Origin of the sequence: Solilutibacter silvestris, assembly GCF_002895945.1 — a bacterium.
Taxonomy (GTDB): domain Bacteria; phylum Pseudomonadota; class Gammaproteobacteria; order Xanthomonadales; family Xanthomonadaceae; genus Solilutibacter; species Solilutibacter silvestris.
Genome location: NZ_NPZB01000001.1, coordinates 424,842 through 445,705, shown reverse-complemented (window position 1 = coordinate 445,705; position 20,864 = coordinate 424,842). Strand labels below are relative to the sequence as shown.

Here is a 20,864-nt window from a genome sequence, read left to right as displayed (position 1 = left end):
GACGCGCGCGGCGCGGCATGATGCACGCATGACCATGCCCGCCGCCAACGCGACCACCACGATCGTTGCCGTCGCCAGCGCGCCCGGACCGGGTGGCGTCGGCATCGTGCGCTTGTCGGGTCCGCAGGCGAACGACATCGCCGCCGCGCTATGCGGTAAAAAATTGCCGCCGCGGACAGCGATGCGCGTGCAGGTGCGTGATGGCGCGGACGGCGAACTGATCGACGATGGCATCGCGTTGCGCTTCGTCGCGCCGGCGAGTTTCACCGGCGAGGACGTGGTGGAACTGCAGGTCCACGGCAGCCCGGTGTTGCTGGAACGCATCATCCAGGTGGCGGTGCGCGAAGGCGCGCAACGTGCGCGTCCCGGCGAGTTCAGCGAACGCGCGTTCCACAACGGCAAGCTCGATCTCGCCCAGGCCGAAGCGATCGCCGACCTGATCGCCGCACGTGACGTGCAGGCGGCGCGGGCCGCGCGCCGGTCACTGGATGGAGAATTCTCGCGGCGCGTGGAAACACTGGCGGCGCGCTTGTTGCACCTGCGCGTGCACATGGAAGCGGCGATCGATTTCGCCGACGAACCGATCGAAACGCTGGGCGGCCACGCGTTGCGCGACGGCATCGCCGAAGCCGCGCGCGAGCTTGACGGTTTGCTGGCCGCCGCCGAACGCGGGCGACGCTTGCGCGATGGCCTGCACGCAGTGCTGGTCGGCCTGCCCAATGCCGGCAAGAGCTCGCTGCTCAACGCGCTGGCCGGCAGCGATCGCGCCATCGTCACCGAAGTTCCGGGGACCACCCGCGACCTGCTGCACGAAACCATCCGCGTCGACGGCATCGAGCTGACGCTGGTCGATACCGCGGGTCAGCGCGACGACGGTGATGCCATCGAACGCGAAGGCATGCGTCGCGCCCGCGCCGAACTGGAACGCGCCGATCTCGCCATCGCCGTGGTGGATGGTCGCGCGGCGGAGGCGCAACGCGAACGGTTGCGACCGCTGCTGGCGACGGTTCCGCAGATCCTGTGGATACACAACAAGTGCGATCTGTTTGATGTGGCGGACCTGCCCGAAGGCACCATCGCCGTCTCCGCGCGCAGTGGCGAGGGCCTGGAGGCGTTGCGCGCGCATCTCGTTCAGCTGGCTGGACGACAAGGCGGCGAGGGCGCATTCAGCGCGCGGGCGCGCCATGTCGAAGCCTTGCAGCGCGCGCGCGAACACTTGGCGGCGGCGGCCAACGCGTTCACCCATGGCCAACTGGAGCTGGCGGCGGAAGACCTGCGTCTGGGCCACGACGCGCTCGGCGACATCACGGGGCGCCTGCTGCCGGATGCCTTGCTCGGACACATCTTCGCCAGTTTCTGCATCGGCAAATAGGCGGCGCAGGGGGCTTTCGCGCGCCCCAGCTGTGACAGGCCCGTCATATCCGCACATCGGGGTGTTGACAAGGCCCCTGCCCACCGCTTGTATTCGTCCGGTTACGCTTCTGTCTCGGGGAACCCACATGCAATCGTCTGTCGCAAGGCCCGTCTCTACCCAGTTGTCCCGATCGCTGCTTGCCGGCGGCATCGTCCTGGCGCTCGCGCTGGGCGTGACCTCCTGCAAGAAGGATCAGAATGCCGCGCCCGCGGGCAGCACACCGGCTGCCACGACCCCAGCAGCACCCACGCAGGCGGTCTCGTCGGCAGTCGCCGCGATGGGCGCCGACCAGTTGCGCGATGCCGCCAGCAAGGCGCTGAGCGAACAGCGCCTGTACGCCCCGGCGGGCAACAACGCGATGGAGTACTACCTGGCGCTGCGCGACAAGGCCGCGAACGATCCTTCGGTGTCGAGCGCACTGACCGACCTGCAGCCGTATGCGACCATCGCCACCGAACAGGCGATCGCGCGCAAGGACTTCAGCGAAGCCGATCGCCTGTATGCGTTGCTGGAGAAGACCGATTCCGCCGCACCGGCGTTGCCGCGCCTGAAGAACGCGATCACCGATGGCGAGAAGGCCGTGGCCGCTGCCGCCGCGTCCGGGACCACGCCGGTGTTGACGCCGCAGGAGCAGGCCAAGCAGGCCGACCTCGAGAAGAAGCGCCTGGAAGACCAGAAGAAGTTGCAGGAACAGGCCGCGAAGGAACTGGCCGCCAAGCAGACGCAGGACAAGGCCAACCAGACGGCGGCGAAGGCACAGCAGGATGCCACCGCCAAGGCCGACGCCGATCGCAAGGCGGAAGCCGATCGCAAAACTGCCGCCGACCGCAAGGCCGCCGCCGATCGCGCTGCCGAACAGCAACGCGCCGCCCCGGCACCCGCCGCATCGGCACCCGCGCCGACGCGCAGTGCCAGCAGCGATTTGCGCGCGATCAGCACGCCGAGCCCGCGCTTCCCGGCGGAAGCGTTGCGCAGCGGCGTGAGCGGTAGCGTGACGGTGGAATTCACCGTGTCGTCGGATGGTTCGGTCGACGCCGCGCGCGTGGTCAATGCCGATCCGCCGCGCGTGTTCGATCGCGAAGCGCTGAATGCGGTGCGCAAGTGGCGGTTCGAACCGGTGGCCTCGCCGGTGACGACCCGCCGCACGATGCAGTTCAAGCCGGCGGAGTGATCCAACGGATGTTCAACAAAAAGCCCGGCAGTCGCCGGGCTTTTTGTTGCCTGCACCACGCCGCGATCAGGCGGCGATGGCGAGTTTTTCCTGGCTGTAGCGGCGTACCGCCAGCCACCACAGCAACAGCACCAGTGCGAGTGCGGAAACGAAATACACCAGCCATTCCAGCGGACTGACGACTTCGCTGCGCAGCACCTTGAGGATGATCTGGTTTTGCGCGAGGAACGGCACCGCGAATTGCCACAGCGCGTTCTTCACCGGATTCACCATCAGGAAGATGGTCGGCAGCATCGGCAGCAGCATCAGGATCGACATGTAGCTCTGCGCTTCCTTCACCGATTTCGCGCCGGATGCGATCAGCGTGAGCAGGCAACTGCCCAACGCCACCAATGGCAGCAGGATCAACAGGATCTTCAGTACTGCAAGCGAGCTGATGTCCATCAACTTGCCGATGCCGGGCGTGAGTTGCGCGCCGAGCTTGAACGACAGGCAGGTGAGGGTGACGGAAACGATGCCGATCAGCATCGCCGCGACCACCTTGCCGCTGACGATCTGCATGCGCGGCGCCGGCGTGGTGAGCAACGGTTCCAGCGATTGCCGCTCGCGTTCGCCGGCGGTCATGTCGATCACCAGCGCCGCACCGCCGAGGAAGCCGCCAAGGATCAGCAGATAGGGCAGGAATGACATCACCCGGCCGCGTCGTGCTTCCGGCGTCGACAGATCCTTGTTCGCCACCATCACTGGCGCCGCGACTTCCGGATTGATGCCGCGTGCGAGCAGGCGCAACGCGCCCATTTGTTGCGCATAGGCGTTGAGCAGGGTGGTCACGCGTTCGCTGGGGATGCGCGCGTCCTGGCGGGTGGAATCGTTGACCACTTCCACCTGCGCCGGTTCGCCCTTGCGCCACTGTTCCTCGAAGGTGTCGCCGATGCGGATGTAGACGTCTTCGTTCTGGTTGCGGATGGCGGCATCGGGATCGGCGACGGTCTTCGCGGTCACGCCGTGCGCGGCCAGCCACTTCACCAGATTGGGCGCGTTCTGCGCACCGACGATGGCGATTTCCAGCGGCTTGTCGTTGAGTTCCTTCATCTTGTGCTGCATGAAGGTGCCGAGGCCGAAGATCAGCAACAGCATGATCGCCGGCGTCATCAGGAACGTCAGCAGCATGGTCTTGCGGTCACGGGAGAAGTCGAGCAGTTCCTTGCCGACGATGGCGTTCAGGGCATTCATGCGTGCAGTCCTTCTTCGCTGCCGATCAGGCGGACGAAAGCGTCTTCGAGATTGGATTCATGGGCGAGTTCGCGCAGTTCGTCGGGACTGCCTTCGGCCATGACGCGGCCGTGGGCGATGATGACGATGCGATCGCACAGCGCGGCGACCTCCTGCATGATGTGGCTGGAAAACACCACGCAATGGCCGTCGTCGCGCAGCTGCTTGAGGAAGCCGCGCAGGCCGCGCGTGGTCATCACGTCGAGGCCGTTGGTCGGTTCGTCGAAGATGATATTGCGTGGCGAATGCACCAGCGCACGCGCAATCGCGGTCTTGGTGCGCTGGCCCTGCGAGAAGCCTTCGCTGCGGCGATCGAGGAAATCCTCCATTTCCAGTGTCGAGGCCAACTCGGTGATGCGCTGTTCCATCTGCTGCGACGACAAGCCATGCAGCTCGCCGAAATAGCGGATGTTCTCGCGCGCGGTCAGCCGCTTGTAGACGCCGCGCGCATCCGGCAACACGCCGAGCGCGCGGCGTACCGCACCGGGATCGACACGGGTGTCGATGCCGTCGACACTGACGCTGCCACTGTCGGGTGTCATCAGCGTATAAAGCATGCGCATGGTGGTGGTCTTGCCGGCACCGTTGGGACCGAGCAGGCCGGTGATCTGGCCATCGGGCGCGGTGAAGCTGACGTCATCGACCGCGACCACGGGCGCGTCGTGCTTGCCCTTGCCGGGAAAGGTCTTGCGGAGATGTTCGGCGACGATCATGGCGTCCATCCGTTGTAGTCGATGAAGGAAGGCGTCGGGCTGAGTGCGTCGAGGCACTTGGCATCGAGTGACTTGGCATCGGCGGTCTCGAGGAATTTCGCGAACAACCGCGGCATGCAGCCGGCAGCGATCACGTTGTGACCTTGGCCGTTGAGCACCAGCAGGCGACCATTCGGCAGCGACTTCGCCACTTCCTCGCCGTAGCGCGGTGGCGTCACCGGATCGAACTGGCCTTCCAGCACCAGTGCCGGCACCGGCGTCGTCAAGGCATTGTGGAAATCGGCAGGCACGCTGCTTTTCGGCCATTGCGTGCAAGCCTGCGCCATCAGATGGCCAATGCTGTCGCCGAGCACGGTGCCGCGATCATCCTGCGCGGCGCCAGCCTTCATGCCGGCATCTTCCGCACACACCACCGATAACTGCATGCCCGTCGCCATCTGGTCTTTCATTTGCGTGCGCAGCATCGACGTCAGCGCCTTCAGTCCGGCGTAGCGGCCCTGCGCAGCTTCATGGATCTGCAGCGGCAGGATCGATGCGATCGCCGGCATGTAAGCAAACATGCGCACGAGGCCAGCGACCTCATCGGCGGTCAACGCCGCGGTCTTCTGTTCGCCGGTCAATGGATCGCGGTAGGCGACCTGCGGCGGTGCCTTGCGCAAGGTCGTCAGCAAGGCATCGAGCTCTCCGCGCGGATCGCCGAACTTCGCCTTGCACTGCGCGTCTTTCGTGCACACGGCGAATTGCAGCGCCAGCGCATCGTCGAGGTTGCGCGCCCAGATGTTGGAGAGATGCAGCGTGTTCGGCACCACCGAGTCCAGCACGATAGTGCGGGTCTGCTGCGGATGGCGCATCGCGTATTGCTGGGCCACGCGGGTGCCGTAACTGACGCCATAGAGGTTGATCTGCTTCGCGCCGATGGCGGCACGCACCGCGTCGAGATCGCCGACCGCTTCGGTGGTTCCGTACTGGCGCAGGTCGGCGTGCTTCGACAGGGCATCGATGCACGCCTGCGTGATGCGGGCGATGCTGGCATCGTCCGGCGAGACGGCTTGCTTGTCGTCATCGATATCGCAGGCCAGCTTGTTGGAACCGCCGGTGCCGCGCTGGTCGACCAGGATCACGTCGCGCTGGTTCAGCACACCCGCGAAGACCGGCGCCAGCGAGGCATACGTATCCACCGCCGACTGCCCGGGACCGCCGGCGATCAGGAACAGCGGATCGTCGTGGGCCTCCCCGTCCTCGCTGACCGGCACCCAGGCGATCCGCAGGTCGATCTTGCGACCATTCGGCGCCGAACGATTTTCCGGCACCGCCAACGTGGCGCATTGCGCGGGAATGCCTTCGCGGCCCGCTGTGCCTGCCAGCGTGCACGGCTTGAATGCCAACTGCCCGAGCTTGCGCAACGGCGCCGGTTCGGCGTGCAGCGCTTTCGATGATGGCGTGGTGGCTTGCGTTGACGTTTGCTGCTTGCGCCATGACTGGTAGCCGAATAATGCACAGGCTGCCAGCACCGCAAGAATGACGCGGATCTTTCGGGACATTCTCCCTCCTCAAGGATCGTGATGGATGAAAACGGATTCGATCGGTTCGTCGAACAATTTCGCGATGCGGAACGCCAACGGTAGCGACGGGTCGTATTTGCCGGTTTCCAGCGCGTTGACGGTCTGGCGCGAAACGTCGAGGCGCTCGGCCAATGCAGCCTGCGACCAGCCCATCTGCTCGCGCAATTCGCGCAAACGGTTGTCCATCAGCGATAGCGCCGCACGGCGATGAATTTTCCGATGCCGTAGGACAGGCACATCAGCGGGAAGACCCAGATCATCGCCACGCCGGAGGGCACGTCGATGACCTTGCCCAGCTGCAGGAAGCCGCCGAGCAGATAAAGTTGCGAGACGAACAGCGCGGCGACGCCGATCGCTTCCATCTCGATGCGCCGCTGCATCTCGTCGATCGAACGCAGGTAGCGCAGGAAGGCGCGCATCACGAAGAAGATCGGCAGCGCCGGCGCGGCTGCGATCAGCGCACGCAACGGCAGCAGTTGCACGGAGTTCTTGAGCAGCCAGGTCGAGGCGAACACGGCCAACACATAGACCAGCATCGCCGGCCACATCTGGCGACGGTAATCGCGATTGGCGCGGCTGGCGTATTGCTCCTCGCACTGTTCGCGCCACCAGCGCGGCGCGAACCGCATGACCGCGACGAGGATGAGGAAGCCCGTGCCCATGCCGGCGAAGATGCCGACGAACTTGTCCGGCCAGTTGGCGACATATCCGTACCAAGCCAAACCCAATGCGACCACGGCAGCGATGGCAGCCAGGAGCAGTCGTCGCTGCATGGTCATGGCGATTTCCCGCCGCCGTTGCGGCGCGCGATCCCGATCGCGATGAACGCGCCGCCGATGGCGATGAAGGCCGGCTGGCGAATGCCGATGGCGAGATACGCCAGCCCGACGGCGATCCAGGCCGTGGCCGACATGGGGGAACAGAAGTGGCGGGGTATGTTCATGGCGATATGTCAAGGGACCTTGACAACACACTAATGCGGGCAAATCCGGGTTGTCAAGTGTCCTTGACATACGACCGGGCGACGCTCGAAGGCGAACAGGCTGCTGGAGTAACATTTGCGGGATGAACAGCACCCACAGAAAGCCGCTTCCCGGTACCGATCTCGACTGGTTTGACGCCCGCGCTGCGGTGGAAACGCTGCATCCCGGCAGCTGGAACGGCTTGCCCTACAGCTCGCGCGTGTTCGCCGAAAATATCGTCCGCCGCGCCGAACCGGCGAAGATCGCCGCCTACCTCGGCCAGCTGGTCGAACGCAAACGCGATCTCGATTTCCCGTGGTTCCCGGCGCGGGTGGTCTGCCACGACATCCTCGGCCAGACCGCGCTGGTCGATCTCGCCGGATTGCGCGACGCCATCGCCGAACAGGGCGGCGATCCCGCGCAGGTGAACCCGGTGGTGCCGGTGCAATTGATCGTCGATCACTCGCTGGCGGTGGAATTCGACGGCAACGATCCGCAAGCGTTCGCCAAGAACCGCGCGGTGGAGGATCGTCGCAACAACGATCGCTTCCACTTCATCGACTGGACCAAGCACGCGTTCCGCAATGTCGATGTGATCCCGCCCGGCAACGGCATCATGCATCAGATCAATCTGGAGCGGATGTCGCCGGTGGTTGGCACCAGCGAAGGCGTGGCCTATCCCGATACCTGCGTCGGCACAGATTCGCACACACCGCACGTCGATGCGCTCGGCGTGATCGCGATCGGCGTCGGGGGCCTGGAAGCGGAGAACGTGATGCTCGGGCGCGCGTCATGGATGCGCTTGCCCGACATCATCGGCGTCGAACTCACCGGCAAGCCGCAACCCGGTATCACTGCGACCGACATCGTGCTGGCGCTCACCGAATTCCTGCGCAAGCAGAAAGTCGTCGGCGCCTTCCTCGAATTCCGTGGCGAAGGCGCAGCCGCGCTGACACTGGGTGACCGCGCGACGATTTCCAACATGGCGCCGGAATACGGCGCGACCGCGGCGATGTTCTTCATCGACGACAATACCCTCGACTACCTGCGACTGACCGGACGCGGCGACGCGCAGGTCGCACTGGTCGAAAACTACGCGAAAACCGCAGGATTGTGGGCCGATACGCTGAAGGACGTGCAGTACGAACGCACGCTGGCGTTCGATCTGTCCACGGTCGAACGCACGCTCGCCGGGCCGTCGAATCCGCATGCACGCCTGCCGGTGAATGAGCTGCAATCGCGCGGCGTCGCCGACGAAACGAAACTGCAGGCCGGTCGCGACGAAGAAGCGCAGGGCTTGATGCCGGATGGCGCGGTGATCATCGCCGCCATCACCAGCTGCACCAACACGTCCAATCCACGCAACGTGATCGCCGCAGGATTGATCGCGCGCAATGCCAATCGCGCCGGACTTCTCCGCAAGCCGTGGGTGAAATCATCGCTGGCGCCGGGCTCGAAGGCGGTCGCCTTGTATCTGGAAGAGGCTGGGCTGAAGTCGGAACTCGAGCAGCTTGGATTCGGCATCGTCGCTTTCGCCTGCACCACCTGCAACGGCATGAGCGGCGCGCTCGATCCCAGGATCCAGCAGGAAATCATCGAGCGCGATCTCTACGCCGTTGCCGTGCTCTCGGGCAATCGCAATTTCGATGGCCGCATCCATCCCTATGCCAAGCAGGCCTTCCTTGCCTCGCCGCCGCTGGTGGTCGCCTACGCGATCGCCGGCACCGTGCGCTTCGACATCGAGAAAGATGCGTTGGGCCATCGCGCCGATGGCACGCCAGTGTTGCTGAAAGACATTTGGCCGAGCGATGCCGAGATCGACGCGATCGTGAAATCGGCGGTGAAACCCGAGCAGTTCAACGCCGTGTACGACCCGATGTTCCGTCGCCACGGCGATGACGGCGTGCGTGTCGATCCGTTGTACGCGTGGCGTCCGCAGAGCACCTACATCCGCCGGCCGCCGTACTGGGAAGGCGCGCTGGCCGGCGAACGCACCTTGCGCGGATTGCGCCCGCTCGCCGTGCTCGGGGACAACATCACCACCGATCACCTGTCGCCGTCCAACGCGATCCTGCTCGACAGCGCGGCCGGCGAATATCTGGCGAAGATGGGCCTGCCGGAAGAAGACTTCAATTCCTACGCGACGCATCGTGGCGACCATCTCACCGCGCAGCGCGCGACTTTCGCCAATCCGAAAACCACCAACGAAATGGCGGTGATCGACGGTGCAGTGAAGCAAGGGTCGCTGGCGCGCGTCGAACCCGACGGCAAGGTGCTGCGGATGTGGGAAGCGATCGAAACCTACATGGATCGCGGCCAGCCGTTGATCATCATCGCCGGTGCCGATTACGGCCAGGGCAGTTCGCGCGACTGGGCGGCGAAGGGCGTGCGCCTTGCCGGCGTCGAGGCGATCGTCGCCGAAGGCTTCGAACGCATCCATCGCACCAACCTGATCGGCATGGGCGTGTTGCCGTTGGAATTCCAGCCTGGCACCGACCGCAAGACATTGGCCATCGACGGCACGGAAACCTACGACGTGATCGGCACGCGCACGCCGCGTGCGACGTTGACGCTGGTGATCCATCGTCGCAATGGCGAAACCGTGGAAGTGCCGGTGACCTGTCGCCTCGATTCCGACGAGGAAGTGTCGATCTACGAAGCCGGTGGCGTGCTGCAGCGGTTTGCGCAGGATTTCCTCAGTTCGAACAAGGCCGTGGCCTGAGGCCATGGCGTCCGTGGAGCGCGCGCTGTTCGTGGCGATGCCGGGTCAGCAGGTCCGGGACAAATTGCTGGACGCGGTGCGATCGAAAGGGCTGGACCATCCGCTTGGCAGTGCGATGTTTGATCCGTTGAACTGGCACCAGAGCCTGTCGGATCGACATTGGAGTCCCTCGGCGGAACGCATCGAACAACTGAAGCGCGCTGGCAGCCGCATCAACGGCGCTGCCTTCACGATGCGCTTCGACCGCATCGGTGGCGGTGACCATTGGGTCTTCGGAGTGAAAGGCGGACGTCGCGGATTGAAGGACTTGCTGGACGCCGTGCAGCGTGGCCTCGGCACGGAAGGACTCGCCGACAATCTCAGCCACAGCCCGCACATCACATTGAGTTACAACGCCCCGCATCCACTGCAACAGGTGGAAATCGAACCGGTCGAATGGCTGGTCGACGAACTCCTGCTGGTCATCGGTGGCGGCAGCGAGCCGTATCGTTACCGTGTCGTCGAACGTTGGCCATTGCAGGCGGCGGATCAGGTTCCCGGCGCGCAGCTCGGTCTTCTCTAGACAACAGCCACAGACTGCAATGGATACACAAACATGACGCAACCTGCCCAGCACCACGCGCCGCAACTGAAGGTGGCCGCGACCTACATGCGCGGTGGCACCTCCAAAGGCGTGTTCTTCCGCCTCGAAGACTTGCCGGAAGCCGCGCGCGTGCCCGGCGCTGCGCGCGACCGTCTGTTCCAGCGCGTGATCGGTTCGCCCGACCCCTACGGCAAGCAGACCGATGGCATGGGCGGGGCGACCTCGAGCACCAGCAAGGTGGTGATCCTGTCGCCTTCGACACACGCGGATCACGATGTCGATTATCTGTACGGGCAAGTGGGCATCGATAGCGACTTCATCGACTGGTCGGGCAACTGCGGCAATCTGTCGACGGCGGCGGGAGCGTTCGCGCTGCATGCCGGTTACGTCGATGCCGCGCGCATTCCCGCAAACGGGATCTGCAGCGTGCGTATCTGGCAGGCCAACATCGGCAAGACCATCATCGCCCATGTACCGATCAGCAACGGCGAAGTGCAGGAAACCGGCGAATTCGAACTGGATGGCGTGACCTTTCCCGCTGCCGAGATCGTGCTGGAATTCCTCGATCCCGCCGACGATGGGGAAGGCGACAGTGCTGGCGCGATGTTCCCCACCGGCCATCTCGTCGATGATCTCGAAGTACCCGGCATCGGCACGCTGAAAGCGACGATGATCACCGCCGGCATCCCGACCATCTTCGTCAATGCCGTCGACATCGGCTACGACGGCACGGAACTGCAGCCGGCGATCAACGACGACAAGGCCGCGCTGGCGAAACTGGAAGCGATCCGCATCGCCGGCGCCTTGCGCATGGGCCTGATCAAGACGCCGGAGGAAGCGGCGACGCGCCAGCACACGCCGAAGGTCGCATTCGTGGCGCCACCGAAAGAGTACGTCTCCAGCAGCGGCAAGCGCATCGAAGCCCGAGACATCGACCTCAACGTGCGTGCGATGTCGATGGGCAAACTGCATCACGCGATGATGGGCACGGCGTCTGTTGCGATCGCCACTGCCGCCGCCGTGCCGGGAACGCTGGTCAATCTTGCTGCCGGTGGCGGACAGCGCGACGCGGTGCGCTTCGGTCATCCCTCCGGCATGTTGCGAGTGGGCGCGGCGGTGACACAGGTCGATGATGCGTGGATGGTGACGCGCGCGGTGATGTCGCGTTCGGCGCGCATCCTGATGGGAGGCTGGGTGCGCGTGCCGGGTTGATGGATTGGTCCCTGAGTAGATCACGAAATTGGTTTGGCGTTTCCATGGCGGGCGCACGGCAGGCAAGGAATTCCTTCCGGTGCAAACCGTGGATATTCTTCGATCGATCGTGCAATCCAAGTCCAATTTCCGATGAAAATTCCGGAAATGGTCTGGCTGCAGAAATGCACGGACATCTTTTCTTCGCGGCATTCATCAACGGAATTCACCACAGGAAGCGGTGCGTCCAATTCGGTTGTGCGCGTCGATGCCAATCCGTGAATGTCCCGTAAGTATCTTGTTCAAGGATTGTTTCGGACACATAGTCAAAAACGTCAGGCGCGTAAGACGTGATCCGCCAGCCGACTTTTTTTCAGTTCCGTCCCCAATCCATGAGAGTCCACTTCAATGGCATCCGATTCGATTTCAATCAAGTCCGGCTTCAAGCGCAGCGCGCTGACTGTTGCCCTTGGCCTCTGCTTCGCGGCCACCGTTCATGCGCAGTCCACCACCGGTAGCGTTTTCGGTACTGCGGCTCCCGGCGAGACCATCACCCTCGTCAGCGAGACGGGCTTCGCGCGCACGATCACTGCCGACGGCGCCGGTCGCTACAACGCCGGCAACCTGCCGATTGGCAATTACGCCGTGACCGCCAGGAAGGGTGATCAGGTCGTCGGCACCAAGCAGGTCCTGGTGAAAGTGAGTTCGGGCACCGAAGCATCGTTCGCTGGCGCGCAGGCTGCCACGAGCAACGAGCTGGGGACAATCACCGTGACCGCGACCGGTGCCGGCATCGACGTGACTCAGGTCGATTCGCGCACCGTGATCACTGCCAAGGACCTGGCCGTGCTGCCGGTTGCGCATAGTGCCGAAGCCATCGCACTGCTGGCACCGGGCACGGTGAAAGGCAGTGGCTTCTTCAATAGCGCCGTGTCCTTTGGTGGCGCGGGCGTCACCGAGAACGCGTACTACATCAATGGTTTCAATGTGTCCGATCCACTGGCCAACATCGGTGGGTTGAGCTTGCCTTACGGTTCGATCGCGCAGCAGGAAACCTACACCGGCGGCTATAGCGCCATGTATGGTCGTTCCGACGGCGGCGTGATCAGTCAGGTCGGCAAGCGCGGTACCAACGACTGGCACTTCGGTGGTCAGATCTCGGTGCGCCCGAAGAGCCTGGCCTCGGCGCCGAAGGATGTCTACTTCCCGAAGGCGATGCCGTTTCCGAGCGGCTTTGCCGGCGTCTACGCGCCGGGGACCGACGGCTATTACTCGGCGGACACCAAGGTCGCGAATTCGACATGTACGCCACAGGTCGCCGGGCAGTACTGCTGGCATTACGACAAACCTGGTGACCTGGGGATGCTGCGTACCAGGCGTGGCGAGGACAAGTTGTGGAATACCACGTACAGCGCCTATGTCGGTGGTCCTCTGGTTCCCAACAAGCTGTTTTTCTTTCTGTCGGCGGAGGAGTCGAAAGATTCCTTCATCACGACCCAGAACGAAGCGGGGATCAACAGCACCACCGGCCAGTACAACCTGGTGCGCCGCGAGCATGACAACACCACCGACAAGAAGATCTACGGCAAGATCGACTGGAACATCAATGATTCCAATATCGTCGAGTTGACCGGGATCAAGGAAAACGACAACACCCACGGTTCGAGCTACAACTACGACTACACCACGCTGAGCCAGGGCGCCTACAGATCGCCATCGACGCCGACGAAGCAGAACACCTTCGTCTACATCGCCAAGTACACCAATTACCTGACCGACAACCTGAATTTCTCGGTGACCTACGGCAAGGATTCCGTGCGCAACCCGACCATGCTGGCGGTCGAATCGTCATTGCCGTTCATCAACAACAGGCAGAACATTCCGTCGGCCTACCTGCCAGCGGGTGGCCTGGTATTGCCCCAGATATCGAATGCGGGCGCAACTCCGGGTTCGCGATTGACTGCATCCGGCGTGCGCTTCGATGTCGAGTGGAAGGTTGGCGCACACCAGTTGCATGGTGGCATCGACGACATGACATACACGGCCAAGGATCAGGGAGGCACGACTTCCGGCCCCGGCTATTTCTGGGATTACCGCGCGGGCGGCGCCGTCGTGCGGCAGACGTACTTCAACTCGCTGGCATCGATGTCGGTCGTGCAGAAGGCGATTTACCTCGAGGACAATTGGTCGATCACGGATCGCTTCCTGCTGAAAGTTGGCCTCCGCAGCGACGACTTCAACAACAAGAACAATGCCGGCCAGAGCTACGTCCACGAGAAGCATCAGATCGCACCACGCCTCGGCTTTGCCTGGGACCTCAAGGGCGATTCGACCATGAAGGTATTCGGCAACGTCGGCCGTTACTACCTTGCGCTGCCGAATGAAGTTGCGATCCGCGGTGCTTCGCCGTCGACGTTCTACTACGTTCCATACAACTACACCGGCGTCGACGTGAATGGACAACCGACGGGCCTGACCCAGGCGGGGGCGCCATTCTCTGCCAACGGCGAATTCGGCCAGGCGGTGGATCCCAATTCGATCGCGGCAAAGAGCCTGAAGCCGCAATACCAGGATGAAGCCATCCTCGGATTCGATTGGCAGTTCAGCAAGAAATGGATCGCTGGTGCCAAGCTGACCTATCGCAAGCTCGGTACCCTGATCGACGACTGGTGCGATACCGGCCGTGTCGCCAACGCGCTGGATCCGAGCGGTGGCGGTGCGCCCGACTACACCATTCCGGGTTGCTACATCATCAATCCGGGCCGCACCAATACCTTCCATGTCGCCAAGGCCGATGGTTCGGGTTACACCGACGTGACGCTGAGCAATGCGCAACTCGGTTTCAACTCGTCGAATGCTGCCAAGCCGATCCGCAAGTACGAAGCGCTGGACCTGTATCTGGAGCATCCGTTCGACGGCAAGTGGCAGTACCGCGTTGACTACACTTGGAGCCGCAACCCGGGCAACACCGAAGGCCAGGTCAAGTCCGACATCGGCCAGACCGACGTCTCCAAGACGCAGGATTGGGACTATGCGGGTCTGATGTACAACTCGTACGGCTACATGGCCAACGACCGTCGCCACGCGTTGCGCATGCGCGGCATGTACCAGTTCACGCCGGAGTGGTTGGTCACCGGCAAGTTGCTGGTGCAGTCGGGCGTGCCGAAGAACTGTCTCGGCTACTACTTCAACGACAGTGATCCGATCGGCTACGGCTCGTCCTATCACACTTGCTTCAACCAGCCATCGGCGCCAGGTGCACAGCATGGCCCGTGGACCAAGCAGCTGGATCTGGGCATCGTTTATCGCCCCAGGTACTTCAACAAGAAACTGACGGCCGCGTTGGACGTGTTCAACATTACCAACGACCGCAAGCCCATCCAGTACAGTGCGCAGATGGAAACCAGTGCATTGCGCAACCATGGCGACGGCACCATCCTCTCGACCTACAACATCCCGATCTTCTTCCAGTCGCCGCGCTACGTGCAGTTGAGTGTCAGCTACGACTATTGATGGATGATTTCCCGTCGGGCATGATCAAGCGGCCACCTCCGGGTGGTCGCTTGGCTGTTTGCGGCGAGACAGGAGCGACTGACGAACATGCGATTCCTCATTCTTGTCATTTTCTTGTCCATTGCGGCGCCATTGCATGCGCAAAACCGCAATGCAATTCAGGCGATCCAGGCCGATCCGGCCAGGGACGGTGCCCATCCGGCACGGATGGAAGTGCTGCATATCCCGTCGGGTGGAAAGTGGGTCAACGGCGTCGCCTATCTCGCATCCGGTGTCGGCGCGCATCCGACCGCCGTGTTTTTCCACGGCCTGCCCGGTAACGAGAAGAACCAGGACCTGGCGCAGGCCGTGCGACGGGCGGGCTGGAACGCGGTGATGTTCAGCTATCGCGGCTCCTGGGGCAGCCCTGGAAAATTCAGTTTCAGCGGCAATCTGGAAGACGCGGAGGCGGTGCTGGCGTTTCTCGAAGATCCTGCCAGCGCGCGCAAGTACGGCATCGACACCAAGCACCTGGTCGTCGTCGGGCACAGCATGGGTGGATGGGTCGTCGCACAGACGGCGGTGCATCATCCCGAACTCGCCGGAGCCGCACTGATTTCCGCGGCAGACATGGGCAGCATCGGCAAGATGCCGCATGCACAAGTGGTCGAAGGCCTGCGCGAGGGCATGGAATCACTTGCGGAAACCACGCCGGAACGAATGGCCGATGAGCTCGCTTCCGGATCCGCGCGCTGGACGTTCGACAGGGCAGCGCCGGGCCTGGCGAAGATGCCGATGCTGGTGCTGACGTCCGATGATGGATTCGCGATGTTCGGCGATGGCCTGGCATCGAAGCTCAAGGCTGAAGGGAATTCGGGAGTGACCACGATGCACCGAGCGACGGATCACTCGTGGTCGGATTCGCGGATCGCGCTGGCGACGGAATTGCTTGCCTGGCTGCAGACGTTGCAGTAGTTGGTAAGGGGAACACCCGCAGGATTGGTATGACGGAAGGCACCGCTTTCGTCATACGCTGACAAGGACAGACGCAACCAGAGGTTTGCCCTGCCAAATCTTGCTGCCGGAACTGAAGACGGGATGAGGGTGCGGCCGTGCGCCGCGGATTCGTTCGTGGAGGAGGAGGCCAGCCTGCTCTTCGAAGCGCATTCGATCGCGCGCATATTCCAGATTTTCGGGAATATCGACCGCACGATGATCCTGTTCATGATCGCTGCGCAGAGTGGCATCACTGCGAACGACATCGTCAGTGCCATCAGGATGAGCCGGCCCCATGCGTACCAGCACTTGAAACGGTTGGTCGCGGGTGGCTGGATCAAGCCCGTCAGGCGTGGTCCTGCAAGGGCCTATGTCTGCAGCAACCTCGAGGTGCACCTGCTGTTGACGAATCTGCGAGCCATTGCGTGGGCGCGCGCCAGTGCATTTTCCAAAGAACAGGATCGGGATCGGACGATGCTCCTGAACTTCCGCCGTTGGCAGGACCTGAAGGCACCGGTCGAATCGCAGGGTCTTTCGGCAGCGGACAAACAATCCTTGCCCTGAGACAGGAAAAATTCGCCCAGGGTCCAATTCACGGAGTTGTCGGTCGAAATTGGACTGATTCCTGGGGGGTATTTTGGTTTCATACTTCCAAGCAGCAGGCAAGGATGCCGAATGGCCACCAAATGTCAGTACTCGTCTTGGATTCGAAATCATGGACATTTTCCTTGATGGTGAGGGTGCGATCTACCAGCAGCTGGTGCGCGGACTCAAGAACGCCATCGCAACCGGACGATTGGCGGAAGGCGAACGGCTGCCGCCATCCAGGGATTTGTGTCGACAGTTGGGTATTTCCAGAACGACGGTCGTTGCCGCCTATGAGCTTTTAAGGGCCGAGGGATACACGAATACGGTGACCGGTTCCGGGAGTTACGTGGCCAAAAACCGCGTTGCGAAAGACCGTGGCAGCCACATGCAGGCAACGATCCCGCCGCAGAATGAAAGAAGCCGGGTCGCAAGAAGTGTCTTCGATCTGAAGAGCATTCCCGGGCGGCGACCTGATGGGGTCAGGCATGCATTCGAATACGGGCAGCCCGTTCAAAACAAGAGCATGGATGGGCTCTGGGAAAAAGAGCTCAGGAAGGCGATCTCGCGATCGACCAATCGCTATCCGAGGGTCCAGGGAAATCCCGAGCTCCGAGGTGCGTTGGCGCATCACATCGAGCGCAGTCGCGGGATCGTTTGCGATGCCGACGACATCATCATCGTCGCCGGGGTGCAGCAGGCGATACAGGTGTGCATCCAGGCCTTGTTGAACGTCGGGGATGCAGTTGCGTTCGAAGAGCCGGGGTACTTCAGTGCACGCAGCTTGTTCCAGATCGCAGGGGCGAAGGTCATCCCGGTCCCGGTCGATCGCGATGGGATGATCGTGGAACAGATACCGCCGGGCGTGCAATTGATCTACGTCACGCCGTCCCACCAGTTTCCGACGGGTGCGGTGTTGTCTGAAGCACGGCGATCGGCCCTGCTGGAATACGCACGCCGAACCGAAGCGTGGGTGATCGAAGACGATTACGACGGCGAGTTCAGGATCAATGGTCCTGCGGTCCATTCATTGCACTCGTCGGATCGACATGGACGCACGGTCTATGTCGGGACGCTGTCGAAATCCTTTTCCGCCGGAATCCGGCTGGGATACATCGTGGCGCCCCCAGCGCTTCACCGGGATCTGCTGGCGGCGAAATGGTGCCTCGATTTCGGGTCGCCGGCGCTCGAACAAATGGCGCTGGCCGGACTTGTCCAGAGCGGGGCATACGCCAGGCATTTGCGTTGGGTTTCCGAGGAATTGCTGAACAGGCGTACCGCGCTTTCTTCAGAATTGATGGCGCGTTTCGGCGCGACGGCGAGTTTTGCGCTGCCCAGGTCGGGGATGCACCTGTTGGCGACGTTCGAGCATCTGGGGGCGGATGCAGGCGCGATGCTGGTGAGACGTGGCCATCAGGAAGGACTCGGGATCTACACCGTTGATCCTTGTTACCTGGAGCCACCGGGAGCGCTGGGCCTCATCCTCGGCTTCTCGACAATGTCCGTAGCCGACATTCGTGAAGGAATGGGGATCCTGGAGCATGTGATGTCTCCATTGCTTCAGCAGGTCACCGACAATGCAGCGAATACCGGGAACGTCATTCCGCTGAAGAGACTGGCGAAATAACATTTAAGGTTGATACTTGCTGTCGTCGCCTCATTTCAAACTGATGTACTTCTCGCGGCGAATATCCTTCATCGGCAGGCCGGACTCCTTCAGCGTCGCGACCACGGCATCGACCATGTTGGGATTGCCGCAGATGTAGGCGATGTCGGCGCCGGGCTTCGGTGCAAGATCGGCCAGGCGATCCTGCACATGACCGTGCGCGGGTTCGGCGCCGGCGAAGGCCGCGGCATCTCCCAGATCCTCGCGCGACAGACAGGGCAGGTAGCGGAACTTGCCGGGATGCTTGTCGACCATGGCCAGGAATTCGTCGGCGAACAACAGTTCCGCCGGGGTACGCGCGCCATGGACGATGGCGACTTCGACACCGCGTTCGCGAATCATCGCGTCGAGCTGCGGCAGCATCGAGCGATAGCTGGCGACGCCGGTGCCGGTGGCGATCAGCAGGTAGCGGCGGTTGGCATCGGCGGGCTTGAGGGTGAACAGTCCGAGCGGGCCGCTGGCCTGCAGGCAGTCGCCGATTTCCATGCCTTGGAACAAGGCAGTGGCGGCGCCGCCGGGAACGATACTGGCGACGAATTCCACCGCCTCGCCACAGGCGATGCGATGGTCGTGGCGGGTGGCGCAGGAATAACTGCGGCGCGCCGTGCCGCCATCGGCCAGCGGGAAGTGGATCTGGATGAATTGCCCGGGGGTGTAGTCGAGCGCTTCGCCGTCGTCGCGGACGAAGGCGAGGTGGAGGACGGTGGGCGCGATTTGCCGGCGTTCGAGCAGCCGGATCGGGAAGAACTTCGACATAGGACGCCTATACTAGCGACTAACCCCGCAAATCTCCTCCCGCGATGACGGATTTCCCTCGCGTGCCCGCGCTCAGCGTGCACGACCTGCGCAAGACCTACGACAACGGCGTCGAAGCCCTGAAAGGCATCTCGCTCGATGTCCAGCCTGGCGATTTCTACGCCCTGCTCGGGCCGAACGGCGCCGGCAAATCGACCCTGATCGGCATCATCAGTTCGCTGGTCAACAAGACCTCCGGCAGCGTCAAGGTGTTCGGCGTCGACATCGACAGCCACCGCGACGCGGCGATGCGCCTGATCGGGCTGGTCCCGCAGGAATTGAACTTCAACATGTTCGAGAAGCCACTCGACATCTGCGTGAACTATGCGGGCTTCTACGGCATTCCGCGCGAGGTCGCGTTGCCGCGCGCCGAGGCGGTGCTGAAGGACGCCTTCCTGTGGGACAAGCACGACAAGATGAGCCGCACGCTCTCGGGCGGGATGAAGCGACGCTTGATGATCGCGCGCGCGCTGATGACCGAACCGCGCCTGCTGATCCTCGACGAGCCGACCGCCGGCGTCGATATCGAGATCCGTCGCGGCATGTGGGAAACGCTGAAGCGGATCAACGCCGCCGGCACCACCATCATCCTCACCACGCATTACCTGGAGGAAGCGGAGAGCCTGTGCCGCAATCTCGCCATCATCAACCACGGCCGCATCGTTGCCGAGGGACCGATGAAGGCATTGCTGGCGAAACTCGACGTCGAAGGCTTCCTGTTCGACATCGAGAGCGAGATTCCGCAACAACTGCCGCACATCGAGGGCACCACGCTGATCGCGCTCGACAATCACACCATTGACCTGGAGATGCCGCGCGCGATGGACCTCAACCGCGTGTTCGAGGCATTCGATGCCGCCGGCATCCGCGTGCGTTCGATGCGCACCAAGTCCAACCGGCTGGAGGAGCTGTTCGTGCGCATGGTTGCCGATTCCGTGGAGACGCAGGCATGAGCCAGCCGCATCCGAACTGGGTCGCCTTCCTCACCATCGCGCGCCGCGAAGTGATGCGGATCCTGCGCATCTGGGGCCAGACCCTGATGCCGCCGGCGATCACCATGACGCTGTACTTCCTGATCTTCGGCGGGCTGATCGGCTCGCGCGTGGGGACGATGGGCGGCCTGCGCTACATGGACTTCATCGTGCCCGGCCTGGTGATGATGTCGATCATCCAGAACAGTTACGGCAACATCAGTTCCAGTTTCTTCGGTGCCAAGTTCGGCAGGCATATCGAGGAGTTGCTGGTGTCGCCGATGCCGAGCTGGGTGATCCTCGCCGGTTATGTCGCCGGTGCGGTGCTGCGCGGATTGATGGTCGGCGCGATCGTGCTGGTGATCGCGATGTTCTTCACCCACGTGCGCGTGCCGCATCCGCTGGTGACCATCGCTTCGGTGCTGCTGGGCGCGACCATCTTCGCGCTGGCTGGTTTCGTCAACGCGGTATACGCCAAGAAGTTCGACGATGTCGCCATCGTCCCGACCTTCATCCTCACTCCGCTGACCTATCTCGGTGGCGTGTTCTATTCGGTCCAGTTGCTGCCGCAATGGGCGCAGACGATGACGCACCTCAATCCGATCTTCTACATGGTGAATGCGTTCCGCTATGGCCTGCTCGGGCAGAGCGACGTGGCGATGGGCGCCGCCTTCGGCTTGATGCTGCTGTTCGTCGCGGGATTGACCACGCTCGCGCTATGGCTGCTCAAGCGCGGGATCGGCATGCGCAGTTGAGCGGGCGTCGCTGC

Annotated in this window: 19 protein-coding genes; 11 read left to right on the top strand and 8 right to left on the bottom strand. The window is 62.9% G+C overall.

All coding sequences use genetic code 11. The features are described 5' to 3' along the window. Positions 1-34 precede the first annotated feature (34 nt). Positions 35-1,372 carry a tRNA uridine-5-carboxymethylaminomethyl(34) synthesis GTPase MnmE gene (gene mnmE / locus Lysil_RS01970; RefSeq protein WP_103074929.1) on the top strand — a complete coding sequence of 446 codons (1,338 nt, stop codon included), beginning with the start codon at positions 35-37 and terminating at the stop codon, positions 1,370-1,372. A gap of 127 nt (positions 1,373-1,499) precedes the next feature. Beyond that, complete coding sequence (locus Lysil_RS01965; RefSeq protein WP_103073892.1) at positions 1,500-2,585, top strand: energy transducer TonB; 1,086 nt, start codon at positions 1,500-1,502, stop codon at positions 2,583-2,585. A 66-nt stretch (positions 2,586-2,651) separates the two neighbouring features. Here Lysil_RS01965 and Lysil_RS01960 read toward each other — a convergent pair whose 3' ends face one another. The 6 genes from Lysil_RS01960 to Lysil_RS13335 are packed head-to-tail and all read right to left on the bottom strand — an operon-like array spanning position 2,652 to position 7,045. Further along, positions 2,652-3,818, bottom strand: coding sequence for an ABC transporter permease (locus tag Lysil_RS01960; protein WP_103073891.1), 1,167 nt, complete (start codon positions 3,816-3,818; stop codon positions 2,652-2,654). Further along, on the bottom strand, positions 3,815-4,570 hold the full coding sequence (locus tag Lysil_RS01955) for an ABC transporter ATP-binding protein (RefSeq protein WP_103074928.1): 756 nt from the start codon (positions 4,568-4,570) through the stop codon (positions 3,815-3,817). Before Lysil_RS01955 ends, Lysil_RS01960 begins: the two co-directional genes overlap by 4 nt. Beyond that, the gene (locus Lysil_RS01950; RefSeq protein ID WP_103073890.1) at positions 4,567-6,111 is read right to left on the bottom strand and encodes an alpha/beta hydrolase; all 1,545 of its coding nucleotides are present in this window, start codon (positions 6,109-6,111) and stop codon (positions 4,567-4,569) included. Before Lysil_RS01950 ends, Lysil_RS01955 begins: the two co-directional genes overlap by 4 nt. A 9-nt stretch (positions 6,112-6,120) precedes the next feature. After that, positions 6,121-6,318 (bottom strand): helix-turn-helix transcriptional regulator, encoded by a 198-nt coding sequence (locus tag Lysil_RS01945; protein ID WP_103073889.1) that lies wholly within the window; start codon positions 6,316-6,318, stop codon positions 6,121-6,123. Then, the gene (locus tag Lysil_RS01940; RefSeq protein ID WP_103073888.1) at positions 6,318-6,911 is read right to left on the bottom strand and encodes a hypothetical protein; all 594 of its coding nucleotides are present in this window, start codon (positions 6,909-6,911) and stop codon (positions 6,318-6,320) included. Before Lysil_RS01940 ends, Lysil_RS01945 begins: the two co-directional genes overlap by 1 nt. Next, the gene (locus tag Lysil_RS13335; protein WP_165782348.1) at positions 6,908-7,045 is read right to left on the bottom strand and encodes a hypothetical protein; all 138 of its coding nucleotides are present in this window, start codon (positions 7,043-7,045) and stop codon (positions 6,908-6,910) included. Before Lysil_RS13335 ends, Lysil_RS01940 begins: the two co-directional genes overlap by 4 nt. A gap of 152 nt (positions 7,046-7,197) precedes the next feature. Here Lysil_RS13335 and acnD point away from each other — a divergent pair, with 152 nt between their 5' ends. The 3 genes from acnD to prpF are packed head-to-tail and all read left to right on the top strand — an operon-like array spanning position 7,198 to position 11,611. Beyond that, a complete protein-coding gene (acnD, locus tag Lysil_RS01935) occupies positions 7,198-9,816 on the top strand; it encodes a Fe/S-dependent 2-methylisocitrate dehydratase AcnD (protein WP_103073887.1) in 2,619 nt (872 codons plus the stop codon). Between the two features lie 4 nt (positions 9,817-9,820). Then, positions 9,821-10,378 (top strand): 2'-5' RNA ligase family protein, encoded by a 558-nt coding sequence (locus Lysil_RS01930; protein ID WP_103073886.1) that lies wholly within the window; start codon positions 9,821-9,823, stop codon positions 10,376-10,378. A 33-nt stretch (positions 10,379-10,411) separates the two neighbouring features. Continuing rightward, positions 10,412-11,611, top strand: coding sequence for a 2-methylaconitate cis-trans isomerase PrpF (gene prpF / locus Lysil_RS01925; RefSeq protein ID WP_103073885.1), 1,200 nt, complete (start codon positions 10,412-10,414; stop codon positions 11,609-11,611). A gap of 20 nt (positions 11,612-11,631) precedes the next feature. On the opposite strand, the gene Lysil_RS13465 is transcribed toward prpF, so the two are convergent. Beyond that, positions 11,632-11,865 (bottom strand): hypothetical protein, encoded by a 234-nt coding sequence (locus Lysil_RS13465; protein WP_129588332.1) that lies wholly within the window; start codon positions 11,863-11,865, stop codon positions 11,632-11,634. 133 nt (positions 11,866-11,998) lie between these two features. Between Lysil_RS13465 and Lysil_RS01920 the strand changes: the two genes are divergently transcribed. The 4 genes from Lysil_RS01920 (at position 11,999) to pdxR (ending at position 18,290) form a co-directional block, all read left to right on the top strand. After that, a complete protein-coding gene (locus Lysil_RS01920; RefSeq protein ID WP_103073884.1) occupies positions 11,999-15,103 on the top strand; it encodes a TonB-dependent receptor in 3,105 nt (1,034 codons plus the stop codon). An 87-nt stretch (positions 15,104-15,190) separates the two neighbouring features. Then, positions 15,191-16,057 carry an alpha/beta hydrolase family protein gene (locus Lysil_RS01915; RefSeq protein ID WP_103073883.1) on the top strand — a complete coding sequence of 289 codons (867 nt, stop codon included), beginning with the start codon at positions 15,191-15,193 and terminating at the stop codon, positions 16,055-16,057. Positions 16,058-16,213: 156 nt separating this feature from the next. Next, entirely contained in the window at positions 16,214-16,642 is a 429-nt protein-coding gene (locus Lysil_RS01910) for an ArsR/SmtB family transcription factor (protein ID WP_129588331.1), read from the top strand. A gap of 151 nt (positions 16,643-16,793) precedes the next feature. Beyond that, positions 16,794-18,290 carry a MocR-like pyridoxine biosynthesis transcription factor PdxR gene (pdxR, locus tag Lysil_RS01905; protein ID WP_103073881.1) on the top strand — a complete coding sequence of 499 codons (1,497 nt, stop codon included), beginning with the start codon at positions 16,794-16,796 and terminating at the stop codon, positions 18,288-18,290. Between the two features lie 30 nt (positions 18,291-18,320). On the opposite strand, the gene Lysil_RS01900 is transcribed toward pdxR, so the two are convergent. Then, positions 18,321-19,085, bottom strand: coding sequence for a ferredoxin--NADP reductase (locus Lysil_RS01900; protein ID WP_103073880.1), 765 nt, complete (start codon positions 19,083-19,085; stop codon positions 18,321-18,323). Between the two features lie 44 nt (positions 19,086-19,129). Between Lysil_RS01900 and Lysil_RS01895 the strand changes: the two genes are divergently transcribed. Together Lysil_RS01895 and Lysil_RS01890 are read left to right on the top strand one after the other, a co-directional pair. After that, entirely contained in the window at positions 19,130-20,077 is a 948-nt protein-coding gene (locus Lysil_RS01895; protein WP_103073879.1) for an ABC transporter ATP-binding protein, read from the top strand. Further along, positions 20,074-20,850 (top strand): ABC transporter permease, encoded by a 777-nt coding sequence (locus tag Lysil_RS01890; RefSeq protein ID WP_103073878.1) that lies wholly within the window; start codon positions 20,074-20,076, stop codon positions 20,848-20,850. The genes Lysil_RS01895 and Lysil_RS01890 overlap by 4 nt, the downstream gene beginning before the upstream one ends. Positions 20,851-20,864: the final 14 nt, after the last annotated feature.

Coding starts and splice junctions, on each gene's coding strand:
- mnmE (WP_103074929.1), top strand. CDS start 35: ATGCCCGCCGCCAACGCGACCACCACGATCGTTGCCGTCGCCAGCGCG.
- Lysil_RS01965 (WP_103073892.1), top strand. CDS start 1,500: ATGCAATCGTCTGTCGCAAGGCCCGTCTCTACCCAGTTGTCCCGATCG.
- Lysil_RS01960 (WP_103073891.1), bottom strand. CDS start 3,818: ATGAATGCCCTGAACGCCATCGTCGGCAAGGAACTGCTCGACTTCTCC.
- Lysil_RS01955 (WP_103074928.1), bottom strand. CDS start 4,570: ATGATCGTCGCCGAACATCTCCGCAAGACCTTTCCCGGCAAGGGCAAG.
- Lysil_RS01950 (WP_103073890.1), bottom strand. CDS start 6,111: ATGTCCCGAAAGATCCGCGTCATTCTTGCGGTGCTGGCAGCCTGTGCA.
- Lysil_RS01945 (WP_103073889.1), bottom strand. CDS start 6,318: ATGGACAACCGTTTGCGCGAATTGCGCGAGCAGATGGGCTGGTCGCAG.
- Lysil_RS01940 (WP_103073888.1), bottom strand. CDS start 6,911: ATGACCATGCAGCGACGACTGCTCCTGGCTGCCATCGCTGCCGTGGTC.
- Lysil_RS13335 (WP_165782348.1), bottom strand. CDS start 7,045: ATGTCGGCCACGGCCTGGATCGCCGTCGGGCTGGCGTATCTCGCCATC.
- acnD (WP_103073887.1), top strand. CDS start 7,198: ATGAACAGCACCCACAGAAAGCCGCTTCCCGGTACCGATCTCGACTGG.
- Lysil_RS01930 (WP_103073886.1), top strand. CDS start 9,821: ATGGCGTCCGTGGAGCGCGCGCTGTTCGTGGCGATGCCGGGTCAGCAG.
- prpF (WP_103073885.1), top strand. CDS start 10,412: ATGACGCAACCTGCCCAGCACCACGCGCCGCAACTGAAGGTGGCCGCG.
- Lysil_RS01920 (WP_103073884.1), top strand. CDS start 11,999: ATGGCATCCGATTCGATTTCAATCAAGTCCGGCTTCAAGCGCAGCGCG.
- Lysil_RS01915 (WP_103073883.1), top strand. CDS start 15,191: ATGCGATTCCTCATTCTTGTCATTTTCTTGTCCATTGCGGCGCCATTG.
- pdxR (WP_103073881.1), top strand. CDS start 16,794: ATGGACATTTTCCTTGATGGTGAGGGTGCGATCTACCAGCAGCTGGTG.
- Lysil_RS01900 (WP_103073880.1), bottom strand. CDS start 19,085: ATGTCGAAGTTCTTCCCGATCCGGCTGCTCGAACGCCGGCAAATCGCG.
- Lysil_RS01895 (WP_103073879.1), top strand. CDS start 19,130: ATGACGGATTTCCCTCGCGTGCCCGCGCTCAGCGTGCACGACCTGCGC.
- Lysil_RS01890 (WP_103073878.1), top strand. CDS start 20,074: ATGAGCCAGCCGCATCCGAACTGGGTCGCCTTCCTCACCATCGCGCGC.